Origin of the sequence: Brevibacillus sp. AY1 (assembly GCF_029870785.1) — a bacterium.
Taxonomy (GTDB): Bacteria; Bacillota; Bacilli; order Brevibacillales; family Brevibacillaceae; genus Brevibacillus; species Brevibacillus invocatus.
This window is the reverse complement of record NZ_JAFLPN010000038.1, coordinates 17,049-33,871: the sequence shown is the minus strand read 5'-3', so window position 1 is coordinate 33,871 and position 16,823 is coordinate 17,049. Positions and strand designations below refer to the sequence as shown.

Here is a 16,823-nt window from a genome sequence, read left to right as displayed (position 1 = left end):
AGCCTTAGTTGCACTTATACTATCTTCCGCTAATCTTTTTAGCGCTTTAGCGCACTTAAACTTTCCGATAGTACCAAAAAACCCAGCACCTCGTGTGCTGGGCTTTCCTGTATGACGGCTTGTTTAAGTCTAGCTTACGTCTCTGAAATCTTGCCTATTCACCTTTTTTCTCCAGAAACCACACCTTGCTGATCAGACCCTCTTTTACCTGATAGATTGCCACTGCCTGGAATGGCTCGCGGTTATCACGACCGGAAACTTCCTCCAGATCGATGACAAAGTCGCCGAATACAATCCGATTTTTCAACGCTGCATGATTTTCTGGATTTGCCTGAAACATTTTTGCGTATCGTTCTTTTAGCTCTTCTTGGCCGCTGACAAAGACGTCTCCGCTGGGATGGTTCATTAACTGGACATCATCCGTGTATGTGGATGCAAAGCCTGCTACGTCTTGTTTGTTGTAAAAATCGAGCTGCTCCTGGACGATTTGTTCCGGTGTTTTGGCTGCTGACACGGATTTCTCCCCTTTTCATAGAGTGCTTTTCTTCTATTATACTTTTGACTGGAAGAAAGGAGGTAGATCCTTCTACTTGGCGTCATGAAAAATAATGCCCAGACTATACCGCGTACCTGAGGTGATGGTACTGACACCATGCCGAAGAGTCGTTCTGTAGAATCCACGCGTACCCGATACAGGTCGCTGCGTGGTTGGAAAAACCAGCCCCGCACCTTGTTCCAATGTTATGACATGGCCTCGGCTTTGCGCTCGCGGCCGTTGTTCGACAAGCAGAAACTCACCGCCTGAATAATCCACTTCTCTTTGATTCAATACAAAGACAACCTGGAATGGGAAGTACACTTCACCGTACAAATCCTGATGCAAGCAATTGTAGCCCCCTGCTTCATATTTCAGGATCAATGGCGTTGAACGCACCTGTCCTTGCTGATGGCAATGGTCCAGGAATTCTCCCAGAGAGGCAGGATACACCGCCGTATGGCCGAGCTGTTCAAGCCAACGATTTGCTGTCTTGGCCAGCTCGGGGTAGAACCCTTCACGAAGCTGTTGCAGAATGTTTGGCAGCGGCGCCTGATAGTATTTGTACTCACCCATGCCAAAGCGATATCTGGACATGTCGATCGTACTGCGGAAAAGAGTCGGTTGGTCATAAGTGCGGATGATATCCTCGCATTGCTCTTTGTCCAATAAGGGGGGAATCTTGGCAAAGCCCTGTTCGTCCAGTGCTTGCTGCAAGGATTCCCACTCCAGAGAAGCGATGCGCTCCGAAAGGCGGTTAGGCATGGAGCGTTCTCCTTCCCACAGCAGAACTTACCTTTTCCAGCTCCAGTAACCTGGTCTTCATCTCCAATCCTCCGCGATAGCCGGTAAGCGAGCCACTTTTGCCAATCACCCGGTGGCACGGGATGGTGATCAAGAGCGGGTTGGCACCAATGGCGGCTCCGACTGCGCGTACGGCGTTGGATCTTTTGATGCGATGGGCAATATCGGTATAGGTTTGGGTTTGTCCATACGGAATCTCGCTTAGCGCATTCCAAACAGCGAGCTGAAAAGGCGTGCCGTGCACATCGAAAGGTACGGTAAAGCTTTTGCGCACACCCTGAAAATACTCCGTCAGTTCAGTCCTATACGGTCTGCACGCTTCATCATCCGGCAACAAGGCACTGCCGGGAAAGTGCGTCTTCGCCCAATCTGCCAGCTCATCGAAGGGTTGATTCTGTGAACCGACATAGCAAAGCCCCTGGGAGGTTACCCCCAAATAGATCATCCAGTTCTCGTACACCAGCATCGACCAGTAAATCACTGGGTTGGTTTGGCCGTTCATTGCGGTACACCTCCACGGTATGGTTTCACCGACAGTATACCCCTTCGGAAGGCGGTTTGTACGTATTTGCGAATGGATTCGCAAGATAGTGAAAGGCCAATCATAATGGATCACATCACATACCTTTTATCCGCTCTGGCTTCCAGTACAACAGCGCCGCTTTAAAATGATGCACATATGCTGGTTTGCCATCGACCCAGACGAGGTATTTTCGCAATATTTCCTCTGCCTTTTTTCGATCGTACTCCGGCTCCATGATGGCACGGAGATTTTGTTCGATGAAGTTCTCTTCCGTATCGTACACATACGTTTTCTGCAATTCGAGAATCTTGCAATTCACATCTATGCCCAATTCGTAGAGCAGATTCGTCAAGTAGATATAGTCTCTTCTCGCAAAACGGATGCGATAGCCGAGCGTCTCGTGAAGCTCCCAATAGTGAGGCTTCTCAGGTCCGCTTGTCATGCCGATGACCGCCAGACGACGGGCAGCATTGTTCATATGAACCAATGCTTGATCAATTTCATGCATCCGATAGTAGCAATTCACCCCAAAAACCACGTCGTGGCTTTTATGAAGAAAAACCTCTTCCCATTTGGCATGGATAAAGCTCATATTGGAGAGAGCTTTGGCTTGCGCACCGTGAGCCAAATATTCCAGCACACTGGAGGAGCTGTCTACGCAAGTGAGCGCCTTGGCTTTCTGCGCCGCTGCGAAGGTGTAATTCCCCCATCCAGGTCCGATCTCCAGCACCTCATACTCCGAACTGATCAAAGCGAGCAGTTCCTCGCAAATCGTGGAAATGTAGCTATCAGGCTCGTCCTGAATGGATTTATCCTGCAAAAACTGGTTCCAAAACTTCTCTTCCAGGCCATCGTCCGTCATCCGTTGCGGCAGATTGCCCTCCCAATTTTTCATTCCTTCCTGCCAGAGCGTTTTGAAGTCCATCGAAAACCTGACTCCGTGATTCATCTTTCAACTCCACCTTTCTTTACACCAAGACGGGACGAATCGCTGTCATTTTCATCCCGCAGCTCCCTTGCTCGATCTCCACATGTACGCCATAAACCTGCTCGATATGGGCAGGGGTAAAGACCTCCTCTGGCCTGCCGGCAGCAAAAACCTCCCCCTCTTTGAGCAGAATTACCCGATCCGAATATCGTGCGGCCAGCTCGAGATCGTGCAGGATCAGCACGACCAGTACCTGCTGTTCACGGGCCAGCTGGCGAAGCAGCTCCAGCACATCCAGCTGGTAGCGGATATCCAGAGCAGACGTAGGTTCATCCAGAAGCAGTACTTCCGGCTCCTGGGCTAGAGCGCGGGCGATCAGCACCTTTTGCCGCTCCCCACCGCTGCATTCATCAATGAATTGCTCACTCAATCGGGTCAGCTGTAGTCGGTCCATGATCCGCTCCACAATCTGCAAGTCCTGGTCGGTAACTCCCCACTTGATATACGGTTTTCGTCCCAGCAGTACAGTCTCCATCACGGTCAGGGGAAAACCAGTGGACGAATGCTGAGGAACATAGGCTTGCTTTTTTGCCAGTTCGTTAGCAGCGTACAAGCGGACATCCTTGCCGTCTGTCCAGACTGCTTTTCTGGGCGGAGACAGAATGGAGGCCATGCTTTTGAGCAAGGTGGTTTTGCCTGCTCCATTGGGGCCAACGATGCTGACAACCTCTCCCTTGGGCAGCTCCATCCGGATATCCTTCAGAATGGGCTTTGCTCCAAATTGAACAGACAGCCCTTTTATTTGCATGAACATACTTTTTCCCCTCCTCTACGCCCAGTAGTCCCTGCGTTTTTTCACCAGCAGATAAATGAAAAAAGGTGCGCCAAACAACGCTGTAATGATTCCTACCGGGATCTCGACCGGGGACAGCAGCATGCGAGCAGCCGTATCCGACAAGAGCAGCAGCAGGGCCCCCGCCAGACAGGAGCAAGGCAGCAAAAAACGATAATCCGTACCGATCATCATCCGGCTGATATGCGGGGCTACCAGTCCGATAAATCCGATGATGCCCGTGAAAGCAATGGTCGTGGATGCCATCAGCGTGACCACGAGCAGGCATACCCATCGGATGCGTTTGACTTTGACGCCAAGCGTCCTCGCTACTTCTTCTCCGGCACCCAGGGCGTTGAGGTCCCAGGCGTACTTGATCAACACAGCCAGTGAAACCAGCACCAGCGGGAGCAGCATCTGCAATACCTGCCATTTTGCCCCCCAAAAGCCGCCCATCAGCCAAACAACCAAATCCTTTAACGCCTCGTTGTCGGAAAAGTACTTCAAACTGGATACGCCAGCCGAGAATAATTGCCCGATCGCCACACCAGCCAGGAGCAGCACCATAGTCGAGCTGTTTTTCAGTCTGGCAATCCCATACACGATCAGAACGGCCAGACAGCCGAATACAAAAGCATTAAGGGCAATCAGCCATTGCCCGGATAAGACGAGATTGATCCCAAATACGCTCGCCCCTGCCACGATCGCCAAGGCTGCTCCAAAAGCAGCTCCGCTCGACACGCCCAACGTAAACGGATCGGCCAGCGGATTGCGCAGGAGCGCCTGCATGATGGCTCCGGCACAGGCGAGCGAGATTCCGGTCACGATCGCCATGACGATACGTGGCAAACGCACTTCATAGACGATATAGGCGGTCATTTCATCTGCCGGTTGACCGAATAAGATGCCCAGCAAGTCTATTAGCGGTATTTCTACAGCTCCTCTGCTGATCGCATAAAGCGTAGAGATGACCAACAGCAGCAGCATTCCACCCAACAATAGCAGCTTGTTTCTGACGCTTCCCTGATAGATTTGCGCGATTCGCGGCTCCATCGGCAGCTTTCCCGTTCGTTCTGCTTTACTTCGCATCTTTATAGGAATAGGTCCAGATCCCTTTGTACGGTACACCTAGCCAATTTTCATAGTATTCTTTTGCGTATTGCTCTGGATCGACGTCTTGGAATCGTTCCGGATACAGGTTTTTCGCCAGCTGCAAGGTCCCGATGTAACGCTTGTCCGAACCTACAAAATTGGTGTAGAAAAAGTAGATTTCCCGATTCTGACCAGCTTTGAGCTTGGAAACGGAAGTGCTTTTCATGATATTCTCCAATGCGTCCTCGAACGATTCGGTCTCTTCTGTTTCATAGCCTCCGAGCCAGGTGCCGTGCAAGGTGATGACTTCCGGGTTTCTTTTCAACACGTATTCTTCGTCCACCATGATCGTGGTCGATGTCTCCGCTGGATTCCACTCCAGATCTTCGGCCGCATCCTTACCACCCGCCAGAATGGTCGCGTATCCTTCTCCGACTCCAGGCTTTCCGCCCAAGGATTTGCTGGGAAAGATCCGATAGCCGCCGTTGGAGTTGAGGAAGCCCGCCGATAGTGCGATGACCGATTTTTTCTCCTCTTCCTTCAAGTCCGCCACCCGATCAGCCAGCAGCTGTTCAATCGACTGCTTCCACTGTAAAAACGCTTCTGCCTTTTCCGTTTTGCCGAATATTTTCCCGAGCAGACGCAGCTCCTCGTCCATCTGCTCCGGCAGGTAGTTATTGATGCGAACGACCTTGATTCCGGCAGGCTCCAGCTTCTCTTCCAGCGTCTGATCCGGCCGATTCGTATAGGCAAAGACGACCTGTGGTTTCAGGCTCAAGATCAGCTCCAGATTGACCTGCTTGGTCTCGCCCACATCCGGCTTGCTCTCATATCCCAGATAGGAATTGTTTTTGAGCGTCGTGTCGCCTGTAGCTACTATTGCTTCCTCTGCTCCCAAAAGCTTGATCGCTTCGGATGTATTTCGATTGATGACGACTGCCCGCTCAATAGGCAGTGTCAGCGTGATTTCTTTCCCAGCAGAATCCTGGAACGTGAGTACTTCCGGCTCCTTGAGCGCTGAGGACGCGGGCTCCTGTTTTTGTGGTGCCGACTCCGGCTGCGCGGTGGGAGTGGGAGCAGCTGCGCAGCCTGCTGTCAAAAGCATCATCGCGAGCATGAATATCAGGAATGGTCTCGCTAAGTACCGACTCGATTGTATGGCTTTCATCCTTGTTCTCTCCTCTTTCTCTACTTTTGCTTGCCTTCTGCCGCCTTCTCATGTGCAGGCACCAGCTCGTTTTGATAGGTATACAGAAGGTGCTCTTCCTGTGGTCGGCCACCCAGCACATGCTCGGACACAATTCGCTTGGCCAGCTCAGGTGTCACGTTTTGGTACCAGACGCCCTGCGGGTAGATCATGACGACGCACGCATTTTCGCAGCGCCCATTGCATTTGGTTCTCGTGGTATGGATGAGGGAATCGGCGGAGCGCAGTTTGATTTCTTCCCGAATCGCCTGCGTGACCTCCTCCCCCTGCTGCTTCATGCAGCTGCCGCCATTGCAAATAAACATGTGATGCTTGGTACCGGACAAGTTCCAGGTAGTCATGGTAACACTCCTTTTTCTGTATTGGCGGAAATAGAAAAACCCCGTCTTTTACGGACGGGGATGGATGTAGAAGGGATTAGTCGACATCAGCATACATATGGACTGTCAAATCTATCTACATACACCTCTCCTTTCCGCGAAGGTTTTTTGGGTGTGACAGACTAGGTAGGTCTCCTGGCTTTGGATCATCATCCTCTCTCGCCTTCCCCGGCTTGCATGCCGAGTGACATTCTTGAAAGAGAACTCTCCTTTACAGTGGCGGGACCGCTCGGGACTTTCACCCGATTCCCTGTTACCCCTCGCTCTCGCAAGGGCACCTAGCTGCATCGTATGAAATTCGTATTCAGCTACTATTCCCTATTGTTCTTCAAATTCCTGCACGACGGGAGAGTTGGGACTCATGAAGATCCATCCCGAGACGGAGAGAGCTTCGATCTGAAGTTCGTTTCAGAAACATCCTTTGACCTATAAGATACGAGATAAGGCTTTACGCGCAAATGGAGGAAAGTATGAAATCAGAACCTGTTGTTCAATTGAGGAATGTAACCAAAAAAATCGGACTGAAAACGATCATTCATCCGATCAGTCTAGATATCCACAAAGGAAAAGTATTTGGTTTGCTTGGCCCTAACGGTGCCGGTAAAACCACCATCATCCGCATGATAGTCGGATTGGCTTCGATCACTCAGGGTCAGATCACGATTCATGGAGCCAACGTGAAATATGAATTTGAAAAAGCGATTCAGCATGTCGGAGCCATCGTCGAGAATCCCCAAATGTACACCTATCTATCGGGATACAGGAATCTCATCCACACGGCCAACATGCTCCCGCACGTGGATCGGAAGAGGATCAAGGAAGTCATCGCGCTGGTAGGCTTGGAAAAAAGCATCCATCAAAAAGTGAAAACCTACTCGCTTGGAATGAAACAGCGGCTGGGAATTGCCCAGGCCCTCCTCCACCGTCCATCTGTCCTGATATTGGACGAGCCCACGAACGGTTTGGACCCGGCAGGGATTCGGGAGCTTCGCGATCATCTGCGGAAATTGGCGGAGGTGGAAGGCACGGCTGTCATCGTCTCCAGCCATTTGCTCTCTGAAATGGAGCTCATGTGCGACGAGTTCGCTATTATCCAGGACGGGAAGCTGATCGGTGTGAAGTCCTTGGAGGAAATGATGCATCACGACTCCTCGGACGTAACCATTGCGCTGCAGGTTGACGATCCAGAGGAAGCCTATGCGGCCTTGACGACAGCACCTTTGGACATCTCCTGTACCCTGAAGGATCAGACACTGACCGTAAAGCTCGCCAACGACCAAATACCCAGAGTCGTGTTTTTCGCTGATTGTCCTCGGCAGCTATTTTGCAGTGTTCATGGTGATCACTTGGACGGTGTTTACGAAGCGTGATATTGTCCGTTAAATGAAAAAACCTCCGCCCCTGTAAGATGCAGGGGTGGAGGCTTGATGCTGCTTAAACAAAAGCGTTTGCGTCTGTTTTCGGATTTGGTCCGTATTGGTTGTCTTCTTTACTGTCTTGGCAAGCGAATACCAACAGGATAATCGCTCCAACCAACGGGATGAACGCGATGAGGAACCACCAGCCACTTCTTCCGGTATCGTGTAGACGACGTACCAGAACACCCAAAGAAGGCAACAGAACAGCTAAGGAATAAATGCCAGTTAATACTTGGGTAAGACCAATCATGTTTTCTACGAGAGAAAGAACCAGAGAAATAATGACACTAAAAACATATTTAGTTATGACTTTCCTTTTTATTTCTAAGGAATCATAGAATTTAGGTCATTGGTATCAGATATTTGAAGTTCTAAGCGGGTATAAGGTGCCGCAGGGTCCAATACCGCCTTGTCCATGTTTGAAAACGGCGATCTGGATTGGGGCGGCTACCCTGCCTTCCATCTGTCTCCTGATGCCATCGGACAAATCAAATCAGAGGGCAAGCTGATCGTAGCTGACAATCCCGGTACGCGAGGTGTCATTTGTAATACAACCAAACCGCCTTTTACCAACAAAAAGATTCGCCAAGCTTTCTCCTACGCGATCGATCGACAGGAAATCGTCGATGGCATCCTGCAGACAGGCGTGTCTCCTGCCTACGGATGGGCTCCCGTCTCCATGGGTCTGAACCCGGACGGCTACTTCAAGGAGGACACCGAAAAGGCGAAGCAGCTGCTCGCCGAAGGAATGAAAGAGCTCGGCTTGAATGAATTTCCGAAACTGACTTACTACTATGATGTCGGAGAAACGGATAAAAAGATCGCTCAGGCCTTGCAGGACAGATGAAAGCATACGCTCGGCATTGAGATGGAAATCCGAACAGCCGAATGAAAGGTCTATTGCGCCGACGTGCTCGAAGGGAATTTTTAATTTGGCATTTGGCTATGGGGAGGGTGGCTCTTACTTTAATATTCGTCTGTAGAAAAGTAGAGCTGCTGGTTCTACAAAAGGAACCGGGCCTCCTTCGACAGAGAAAGCCCGGTTTTTCGTTTGCTTGATTGAGTAGCTGATGCGATTTAGAGTGATGCACTTTCGGATTGCGCTACTTTGCTCTTGCTGCGAGACCAGATGACGACTGGAATCAGCAGCAGAGCGAGAAAGCCTCCGGCCAGGGAGAGAGTCGCATAGCTGGCCTGAGCGACAACCATGCCCGATAGTGCCCCACCCGATGCCCCGGCTAATGCAATCAAGACATCGATCGTACCTTGTGTTTTAGCGCGAGTGGCAGGATGTGTGGCATCTACAATGAGTGCTGTCCCACTGATCAAGCCAAAATTCCAGCCCAGCCCCAACAACGCGAGAGCTGTGACGAGCAGCAGCATGGAATCGGCAGGTGCAAGCGCGGCAAGAACCCCGGCGGCTAGCAAAATGACTCCTGATGTATACGACATCACCGTACGCCCAATCTTGTCTACGAGGACACCTGTCAAAAGCGACGGGAGGTACATCGCGCCGATATGGACACCAATCACTAATCCGATCTCACTCAAGCCATGTCCGTGGTGTTTCATGTGGATCGGTGTCATCGTCATAATGGCAACCATCACGATTTGCGTCAAAATCATGACGGCGGCTCCCACAATGATGCCCCGGTTGTTTACAGATCGACTCCCCGCATTCGCGTCTTGTGCGCTTTGAGCCATTTTCTGTTGGTGAGCGATGGCTTTTGCCACCACGAATGGATCAGGACGCAGGAATAACAATAGAACCAGACCTGCTAGCGTAAAGGCTGCTGCCCCCAAAATGAACGGTCCCGCCAAAGCCGGAACACCAATGGACATAGCGAATTGGCCCATTACATCGACCAGGTTGGGACCTGCAACAGCACCAAAGGTAGTCGATACCATCGCAATACTGACTGCCGTTGCCCGTTGATTGGGCTTTGCCAGATCCGTGCCCGCATAGCGCGCTTGCAGATTGGTAGCTGTCCCGGCACCATAGACCAGCAGTGACACAAACAGAAGGAAGATATTGCGATCAACCGCGGCCATGACCACCCCGATCGCGCCAATACCCCCAGCTAGAAAGCCTGCCGCGAGTCCTGTACGGCGTCCGAACTGTTGGGAAAGTCGCCCGACAATCAGTGCAGCTCCGGCGGAACCAAGCGTTAACAACGCAGCGGGTATTCCTGCAAAGCTGTCCGTTCCCAGCATATCCTGGGCGAGGAGTGCTCCGACCGTTACCCCCGCAGCCAGGCCTGCGCCTCCGAATATTTGGGACATAACGACGATAAGCAGCGTCCGTTTATACAGCCAGCCCTGCTTTTCTGGAGAATTCAAGTAATCTTGTACATCATCACGTCTTCGTGACATCTCTTCGAACCACCTTTTCCATACTTAATGGCTTTATTACTGCTCTAGCAAAGCTTCCTGATTCGCAAATCGATGCCACTCGTGTACGCCCTCTTCGATACGAAACGCGTTCAGGCCCTTCTCTTTCATGATTTCTACTGCTTTCGCTGCCATGAGGCAATAAGGTCCCCGGCAGTACGCCACGATATCCCGATCTTCCGGCAATGAAGTAAGGTGCTTCTCCAAATCATCGATAGGAGTAGAAACAGCGCCCGGGATATGCGCTTTTTCGTACTCTGCCGTCGGCCTTACGTCGATCAGCAATACCTCGCCCCTCTCCATCCGATCCATGAGGACTTCCAGCGAAATAGGTTCCATGCTTTTGTGAAGCTGCAAAATATCCCTCTTCATCCTTTGAATCTCGACGAGCTGATTTTCGCCAAGTCGGTGCAGGGATACCATAAAATCAGCTACAGATAAGTCAGCCAACTCATAAATGACGTAGTTGCCTTTTTTCGTAAATTGAACCAGCCGTGCTTCAAGCAGCGTCTGCAAATGCTGAGATACATTGGCAACGCTCATACCGGTATTCTTGGAGATCAGATCGACTGACTTGGGGCCTTGTGCCAGCAAATCAATGATTTCCAATCGCTTTGGGCTTGAAAGGCACTTCCCGATACGAGCAAACTCCTGATAAAGCTGGTCCTTCCATCTTCTCTCCATTCTCATGATTCTTATCACCTCAACCATTCAATTGATTGATTGAATTGTTTGTAGTGTAGTGCCCTTCCAGAAAATTGTCAATTTTATAAGTGTGTGTTGATAAGCTGGCTTACACTTACACAGAAAGAAACAGCCACCACAGGGATGCGCCCGTGCCTTTTGGATACCCAGATCCTGTAGAGTTGCGGCTCTGCCATCCGCGATGCCATAAGAGAAGGTCTGGCTGTCACTCTTGGCATTAACTACTCATTTATCGATGAACCTTCTTTGGAGAACCAGGACATCGTCCCCCTTGATTTGGACATACCCAAACAGCCTGAACTTTACGAACCGCCTCCAATACGATTTGAAAAAGAATGTCGATCCGCTCCTCCCCTAGTCAGCACAGAGAAAGAAAAAAGCTGCCGAGCCGTCCTCGACAACCTTTCAAGTGAATCTCAGCTATGCAGTCCCCCCTCCAGCCGAGGCCTCGGGCGATAGGGACCGACCGGAATTTGGATCAGACTGGTTTTTCCATGTGCTGCCATCTGATAAAGCTCATCACAGATGTTCACATCATAGCCGAGAAGCGGATGTCCCCCCATCCCGAGTCCTGACGCCGCCAATAGCAATCGCTGCACGAGCATGCCAGCCTCCATCTGCTGAATGCGATGTCCCCTGTATCCCAATGGTTCCCGGAGATAATTCTTCTCCCCTGCCACATGCATGCAGAGTGGAACCTGAAAGAGATTGACATTGTCCAGTGACATCGCTTGTTGCAGAATAAATCGCTGATCTCCCGAGCGCACCTGTCTCAAAACATGGGCATCGCTGTCATAGTAGTAGGCGCCAGCCGGAGTATCTTCCACGTTATACATACAGCCGTAGAGTGAAACACGGGATTCGGGACTCTCTTGGTCCTCATCCAGATCATTTTGATAGCGGAAGGAAGAGGTCGCCTCTTTCAATAGCACGGCCAGCTGCTCCAGGCTTACCTTGCCCATCACAAAATCTCTCTCCGGGGAATAACGCTTTCTGCTCGCGGATGCCAGATCATAGGTCATCCGCTTCACATGAGGCAGTTCTACGACGCGCCCTTCTTCATGAGCAGCCTTTGTCTCTCCTCTGATCTGCCGGAATGATCGACTGGATTCGAGTCGGGAAGCCTCATTGATTTGGATCAGCATCGGGTACTCCAGAACCTTCCGCGATCGCACGTAATGATCGTGTCGTAGCTCAACCAGCTCCCGGCACAGATCGGCATCCGTAATCTTCCCGTCTGCGTCCGCCCCCTTGCCAAACCACGTGCTCACTGGCTTCACCGACAATGGCATTACCGAATATACACTTTCTTCCCGTTCCGACAGCCCGAGCAGATGGTTGAGTGCCCGATCGAGAAACTGGAAGTACACCCCTGATTCATAGCCAAAGCGTTTGGCTACCTCCAACGCCTGACCCATGAGCACGCCGGCATCCAGTCCTTGCAGACGATATGCAAAGTTATGATACTTAAAGAAATTTTTCCAAAACATCGTGGTCACAAACACTGCACCAAAGCAGGCGGGCATGTCGCAGCGATTGCCCAGGGCACGGGCCAGATAGAAATCGAAATGGCCTTCGCGTACCAACACCAATCGATGGTGCGCCACATCATAATGATAGATTCCTTCCGAGATCCCTGCAGTCTTCATATAAATATAGCACTCACTTGGGTATAAGGCTCCACCGGAGGGAACAAACCGCCTGTACGATTGCAGAGGCGCAACCCCCTGTCCCATCGCGCTCAGGTCGAGAGGAGACTGGCCGAATTGCGCAAGTCCGAATACGTACCAGAGAAAATGGCCGATATCATGCAGGTCAGGCTCCGAAGCTGCCCTCATTCCCTCCAATGCAAGCGGTATTTCCGCAGACAAAGGAAGGACAGGCAAGCCCCGGTACAGCTTATAGGGCAACGGTGCGTCTCCCCAATCCACCTCAAAGTCCATTGGTTTGGTCTGATCCAGGCTAACATGCAAGTTGTGCAAAAAAGTGTCCAGACTCATCCGTACCCCTCCTCTTCACCATTCATGGAAACGGATGCGGATGTGGATTGAGCTGATCATAGGTCAATGGCTGCTTGGCATATCCAAGCTCTACTGGCACTTGCAATACACGATCCAGACCTTCCACGCGGATCATATGCTGGCCAAATGTCATCGGCAGCATCCCTGGAATGAGCACCTTGACGCAATGCAGTCCATTTCGCAGGATTTCAGGTGTCGTCTGATCGACCACGATCACATCCTGGTTCAATCGAGAAAAGGATAGGAGAAGGTCATGGAGATCTTCCGTCAGGTCGGCGTGCCTCGCCCGCGGTTTAAATTCTTCTTCAAACGTTCGCAGCGGACGGTCTTCATCCAGTAAAAAATGCAGGCGTTCTTCCGCTTCTGGCAAAGCGTAAAGCATCGAGTGGTCATCCATTTTCTTCACCAGATACGGATCATGGTACATCCGCATGTATTCCTCCCGATTGGCCTCAAACTTGTCATTTAAAGTCAGCAGCATGGCGGCAACCTCATGCAGCGAGCTTTTTACCGCCCGGATCGGATCAGGATGAGCTCCTCCCGCGCAGATCATATTCATGCCCTTTGAACCCTTCTTCTTTGCCAGCGTCCAAATACTCGGGATTCCATTCTCCATCGTCGCATTGAACAGGTAGACATCATAGCCGGCTACCGCCTGCAAGCGTTCGACCATCAAGCTCAGCTCTTGATCACGGGCAGAGAAAGGATCTAGGAGTGGAAGACCCAGCTGTGCGTACCAGGTCAGCAAAAACGCATCTCGCTCCGCCACCTCCAGGATGCCGTAGAAAATCGCCTCCTCCAAGCTTCCGCCCAGCGCACACCCGTTGGAGGTCTCAAACACAAATCCCTCGCCAAAGCCCAAGCTGTAATAGGCGAGCAGCTCTGGAACCAACACCGGTCGCTCTTGCAGGAAGGAGTAGCCCCACACCCAGTTCATCTGTCGGGCTGGATCGAATGGCTTGAAAGGAAAGCCGCGCCTCTCATGCTGCTCCTTGGTGTGCAAGCCTACGTTAACAGGGTTCAGCGCTTGATCGGCAAGCTGCTCGTAGCTGCCACGAACGACCGTCCGCTTCCCTCGCGGCGCCATGCCGCAGTATCGCTCCAAGCCTTCCAAAATAGCCGTCATTTCGCTGTCTTCATACGAATGAGTCCTGCCCGCTGTCGCTTCGTCCCCTCTGAATAGCGGCAAATTCACACTGACATCGGCGAAGGGGGACACCAGGTCACGCAATCTCCCATTCAAAAAGCCAGTTCGGTAATCCAAATAATCTTGATTCAGCACCTTCTTCAGATCATCCATCGATCGACTCCGGTAGCTGTCGGGACTGATTTTCGGACTGGGCGCAAGCGAGATGCGCGCCGCGTGTGATGTATCTTCAGGCAATGGACCGCATACCGCACAGCTAGGCTCTGGCAAAATGAAGTGCCACGAGCTCTTTAACGTTTTCATGCTGATCAAATACACCCGTCCATCTGAAAGAACCGGATCGCCTTTCAACACCTTGTGCGTCTCTGCCACCAGCAAATGAGCAATATGCAAAAGTCCGTTGCGCGTTGCCCAAGCGTCAAGAGGCGGCCCCCCGTGCTCCATTAGCCGTTGCAGCAGCTCCCACATTTCTTTGCGGTCACGCTCCGCCATGAGTTTTCTCCTGTCCGCACATTGGGAGCATCCCGGTGTCCCAGGGCGAACCAACGGGCCAACCACACCTTCGCCAAATGAAACAAAACCGCGCAGCCAAGGAATTCCAGCTTGCTGAAATCTCGCTTCTGACTCTCGATGTAGGAAAGGATGCCAGGCATCGTGCAGCACGAGCGCGAAATCCGCTTCTTTCACGAGCCCTGCCTTCAGATCGGACTGGCGAACGAGCTCATATTGATTGGATAGCTCTGTACACACGTAGTCCGCCAGCATTCCCTCTCCTACAACCATCACGACAGCGTTCACGGAGATTCCTCCTCTCGCAGCAACACACCATAGACGCCAGCCAGCTCCTCTTTGAGAAAAGGTTCTAGTGCCAGATCGTAAAGCTCAAGTCGCTTGCACTGCCGCTTCAAGATCTGCAAGGCTGATTGCAAGACCTCCGCATGCATCGAATCTTCGCAAGCTGAAATGGAGAGACTTTGTTGCTCCCTTTCTTCCAGATACACCGACTCGGCACTCATCGCTTGGGGTGTGAGAGCCTCCCCCTTGTTCTGCGGCTGATAGAGCGCTTGCTGCAACGACTTGCGCAAGGCCAAGGTTAGATTCAATCCCACACTGCCATGCCAGCCTCCGCCCGCACCTACCCAAACGACAGGAAAGCCGTACACCTCCCGCCCCAATCCGATCATAGGCGTCCCCTGCATGATAGACAGAGACTTCAAGTAAAACTGACAGCGCTCGTCTTCGATCTGAGCCAGCTGTACCTGGTGCACCGTAGGCTTTTGATCCGTTTGATCCATTAGCTGCCTTTTACCTTTCTCGTACAGATACGCTTGCAGTCCGCGGCAAACCCCTTCCGCCACCGTTTCCCCCGCTCCTACGCCGATCCATCCCTGTATTTCCGTGCTGCCGACCATTCGCGATACATACGCTTCGACCCCGGCAAGCCCAGCTTCCTTTCGCGCCTCCTCATGCGTCAGACCAGAGCAGATCATCTCTGGTAAAAGCTCAGCTGGCCCCTCCGTCAGTGGGTCAACAGCCTGAATCCGGCACTGAGCCAAAGGCAGCTGCGTCAGCTCCCCTTCCTCCCAAATATGGAAAATACCCGTTTCCGCCGATGTAAGCGTCCCAAAGTAATGAATCAGCCCGTTCCGCTCGTTCTCCTCCCTCTGTTCTGCCATGTGCTGATCGAGCGCTTCAATCCGTTTCATCTGCTGCAATCCACTGACCAAGGGATGGGACAGAAACGGGTGCCAATTCCCTTCCAACGTTTCCAGATCAAGCAGGAATACGCTGTTTTCCAGTTCAGGGTCGGTCACAGCCGTCACTTTTTTAAACAGCTCAAACACAATCACATTCGCCAGCATTGCCCCAGCGGTTGTCGAGAAGCTGTGCAGTTGCGGGTCTTTACAAAGCGCGGATTGATGCAAGCGGCGCCAAGCAGATTCCCACCCCCCTTCAGCACCGGCATCCGGATCTACCGACGGCCCTGCCAGCCCCACCTGATGCAAAATAAGAGCTGGCAAAAACCGCTTCCCCTCCTCCTTACAAATCGTATGAAGCAGCCTCAGCTCCTCCAGATCACCCGACTGCGACACGTACAATATCGAATCAAACGCCTGTACAGCCTGTCGCCAAGAATCGATACCCGTAATGGGCATGGCCAGCTCCTCAATCGCTACATCTGGGTCTGTCCTGCGGGCGTGTTCCACCAGGTCATCCACCCGTTGACGGTTGGTCTGCACAGCATCCGTAATCAGAATGTGGAAGGTGGGCAATCCGGAATCTAGTAATGCCCCAACCAGTGAAACAAAGAATGCTCCAGATCCTACTGCCAATACTTTTGTCTCTCGATAGCACATAAAGCGGTAGGCTCCCGAATCTGCGAACTCGTTCAAGAAATCAATTTGCACTCCATATGTCTGGAGAACCTTGTCCGTCAATTGATGCGGTCGATCTTGACTCACATCCCGTACAAAACCGTTTTGAAACAAGCTTTTTGCAATGTCATACACGCGGTCGCGGTATTCTTGCGGCAATCCGTCTGTCAGTTCCTCCAGTGTGTGCTCTCCGTTGAACATCGGCATCAGCTTTTCGATCCACTGCTGAATGGTACTGCCTACCATACGAAACGTGCCTATGTTGTTCCGAAAATACACACTGCCATCTGATTCAGGAAAGAAAAACGTATCCCTTTTCACCTTCAGACGCATAGAAGAGTTCAAGCTAGACATGTCACTCCTCCTTTCTGAGAGCCATACTCCGTTGTGCGCCATCACGTTCACCGTAATCATATGTACGTCTATTTGTCCCTCATACCAGATCTTGTAAGGAAAAAGCCCCTG

14 protein-coding genes, 2 pseudogenes and 1 riboswitch are annotated in these 16,823 nt (G+C 51.7%); of the genes and pseudogenes, 2 read left to right on the top strand and 14 right to left on the bottom strand.

Going from position 1 to position 16,823, the window contains the following annotated elements:
• Positions 1–154: 154 nt before the first annotated feature.
• The 8 genes from JZI27_RS20820 to JZI27_RS20785 form a co-directional block, all read right to left on the bottom strand.
• A complete protein-coding gene (locus tag JZI27_RS20820; protein ID WP_122910955.1) occupies positions 155–514 on the bottom strand; it encodes a nuclear transport factor 2 family protein in 360 nt (119 codons plus the stop codon).
• 72 nt (positions 515–586) lie between these two features.
• Positions 587–1,300, bottom strand: a complete 714-nt coding sequence (locus tag JZI27_RS20815; RefSeq protein WP_122910954.1) for a 2OG-Fe(II) oxygenase — start codon at positions 1,298–1,300, stop codon at positions 587–589.
• Positions 1,293–1,841: a methylated-DNA--[protein]-cysteine S-methyltransferase gene (locus JZI27_RS20810; protein WP_122910953.1), complete on the bottom strand. Its 549-nt coding sequence runs from the start codon at positions 1,839–1,841 to the stop codon at positions 1,293–1,295. The genes JZI27_RS20815 and JZI27_RS20810 overlap by 8 nt, the downstream gene beginning before the upstream one ends.
• Before the next feature lie 115 nt (positions 1,842–1,956).
• Positions 1,957–2,811 carry a class I SAM-dependent methyltransferase gene (locus JZI27_RS20805; protein WP_280209083.1) on the bottom strand — a complete coding sequence of 285 codons (855 nt, stop codon included), beginning with the start codon at positions 2,809–2,811 and terminating at the stop codon, positions 1,957–1,959.
• A gap of 19 nt (positions 2,812–2,830) precedes the next feature.
• Positions 2,831–3,604, bottom strand: a complete 774-nt coding sequence (locus JZI27_RS20800; RefSeq protein ID WP_280209082.1) for an ABC transporter ATP-binding protein — start codon at positions 3,602–3,604, stop codon at positions 2,831–2,833.
• A gap of 15 nt (positions 3,605–3,619) precedes the next feature.
• Positions 3,620–4,675 (bottom strand): FecCD family ABC transporter permease, encoded by a 1,056-nt coding sequence (locus JZI27_RS20795; protein ID WP_280209081.1) that lies wholly within the window; start codon positions 4,673–4,675, stop codon positions 3,620–3,622.
• 25 nt (positions 4,676–4,700) lie between these two features.
• Positions 4,701–5,882, bottom strand: a complete 1,182-nt coding sequence (locus JZI27_RS20790; RefSeq protein WP_251243239.1) for an ABC transporter substrate-binding protein — start codon at positions 5,880–5,882, stop codon at positions 4,701–4,703.
• 20 nt (positions 5,883–5,902) lie between these two features.
• Positions 5,903–6,262 (bottom strand): (2Fe-2S) ferredoxin domain-containing protein, encoded by a 360-nt coding sequence (locus tag JZI27_RS20785; protein WP_251243238.1) that lies wholly within the window; start codon positions 6,260–6,262, stop codon positions 5,903–5,905.
• Between the two features lie 148 nt (positions 6,263–6,410).
• A riboswitch (cobalamin riboswitch) is annotated at positions 6,411–6,598 on the bottom strand.
• Positions 6,599–6,771: 173 nt separating this feature from the next.
• On the opposite strand from JZI27_RS20785, the gene JZI27_RS20780 reads away from it, so the two are divergent.
• Positions 6,772–7,671, top strand: coding sequence for an ABC transporter ATP-binding protein (locus JZI27_RS20780; protein WP_280209080.1), 900 nt, complete (start codon positions 6,772–6,774; stop codon positions 7,669–7,671).
• Positions 7,672–7,735: 64 nt separating this feature from the next.
• Here JZI27_RS20780 and JZI27_RS20775 read toward each other — a convergent pair.
• A pseudogene (locus JZI27_RS20775) lies at positions 7,736–8,014 on the bottom strand (DUF805 domain-containing protein); the annotation flags it as partial.
• 102 nt (positions 8,015–8,116) lie between these two features.
• On the opposite strand from JZI27_RS20775, the pseudogene JZI27_RS20770 reads away from it, so the two are divergent.
• Positions 8,117–8,647: pseudogene (locus JZI27_RS20770) on the top strand (ABC transporter substrate-binding protein); the annotation flags it as partial.
• Positions 8,648–8,796: 149 nt separating this feature from the next.
• Here the strand turns inward: JZI27_RS20770 and JZI27_RS20765 are convergent.
• The 5 genes from JZI27_RS20765 to JZI27_RS20745 all read right to left on the bottom strand — a co-directional run bounded on the left by JZI27_RS20765 (position 8,797) and on the right by JZI27_RS20745 (position 16,712).
• The gene (locus JZI27_RS20765) at positions 8,797–10,092 is read right to left on the bottom strand and encodes an MFS transporter (protein WP_251243235.1); all 1,296 of its coding nucleotides are present in this window, start codon (positions 10,090–10,092) and stop codon (positions 8,797–8,799) included.
• 36 nt (positions 10,093–10,128) lie between these two features.
• On the bottom strand, positions 10,129–10,800 hold the full coding sequence (locus JZI27_RS20760; RefSeq protein ID WP_280209078.1) for an ArsR/SmtB family transcription factor: 672 nt from the start codon (positions 10,798–10,800) through the stop codon (positions 10,129–10,131).
• Between the two features lie 431 nt (positions 10,801–11,231).
• Positions 11,232–12,815, bottom strand: a complete 1,584-nt coding sequence (locus tag JZI27_RS20755; protein WP_251243233.1) for a SagB family peptide dehydrogenase — start codon at positions 12,813–12,815, stop codon at positions 11,232–11,234.
• A 22-nt stretch (positions 12,816–12,837) separates the two neighbouring features.
• Positions 12,838–14,781 carry a TOMM precursor leader peptide-binding protein gene (locus tag JZI27_RS20750; protein WP_280209077.1) on the bottom strand — a complete coding sequence of 648 codons (1,944 nt, stop codon included), beginning with the start codon at positions 14,779–14,781 and terminating at the stop codon, positions 12,838–12,840.
• Positions 14,778–16,712, bottom strand: coding sequence for a putative thiazole-containing bacteriocin maturation protein (locus JZI27_RS20745; protein ID WP_280209076.1), 1,935 nt, complete (start codon positions 16,710–16,712; stop codon positions 14,778–14,780). Before JZI27_RS20745 ends, JZI27_RS20750 begins: the two co-directional genes overlap by 4 nt.
• Positions 16,713–16,823 lie beyond the last annotated feature (111 nt).

Excerpts from the sequence above, each read along its gene's own strand:
- JZI27_RS20785 (WP_251243238.1), bottom strand. The coding sequence starts at position 6,262 with ATGACTACCTGGAACTTGTCCGGTACCAAGCATCACATGTTTATTTGC.
- JZI27_RS20800 (WP_280209082.1), bottom strand. The coding sequence starts at position 3,604 with ATGTTCATGCAAATAAAAGGGCTGTCTGTTCAATTTGGAGCAAAGCCC.
- JZI27_RS20805 (WP_280209083.1), bottom strand. The coding sequence starts at position 2,811 with ATGAATCACGGAGTCAGGTTTTCGATGGACTTCAAAACGCTCTGGCAG.
- JZI27_RS20755 (WP_251243233.1), bottom strand. The coding sequence starts at position 12,815 with ATGAGTCTGGACACTTTTTTGCACAACTTGCATGTTAGCCTGGATCAG.
- JZI27_RS20815 (WP_122910954.1), bottom strand. The coding sequence starts at position 1,300 with ATGCCTAACCGCCTTTCGGAGCGCATCGCTTCTCTGGAGTGGGAATCC.
- JZI27_RS20765 (WP_251243235.1), bottom strand. The coding sequence starts at position 10,092 with ATGTCACGAAGACGTGATGATGTACAAGATTACTTGAATTCTCCAGAA.
- JZI27_RS20810 (WP_122910953.1), bottom strand. The coding sequence starts at position 1,841 with ATGAACGGCCAAACCAACCCAGTGATTTACTGGTCGATGCTGGTGTAC.
- JZI27_RS20760 (WP_280209078.1), bottom strand. The coding sequence starts at position 10,800 with ATGAGAATGGAGAGAAGATGGAAGGACCAGCTTTATCAGGAGTTTGCT.
- JZI27_RS20790 (WP_251243239.1), bottom strand. The coding sequence starts at position 5,882 with ATGAAAGCCATACAATCGAGTCGGTACTTAGCGAGACCATTCCTGATA.
- JZI27_RS20745 (WP_280209076.1), bottom strand. The coding sequence starts at position 16,712 with ATGTCTAGCTTGAACTCTTCTATGCGTCTGAAGGTGAAAAGGGATACG.
- JZI27_RS20780 (WP_280209080.1), top strand. The coding sequence starts at position 6,772 with ATGAAATCAGAACCTGTTGTTCAATTGAGGAATGTAACCAAAAAAATC.
- JZI27_RS20795 (WP_280209081.1), bottom strand. The coding sequence starts at position 4,675 with ATGGAGCCGCGAATCGCGCAAATCTATCAGGGAAGCGTCAGAAACAAG.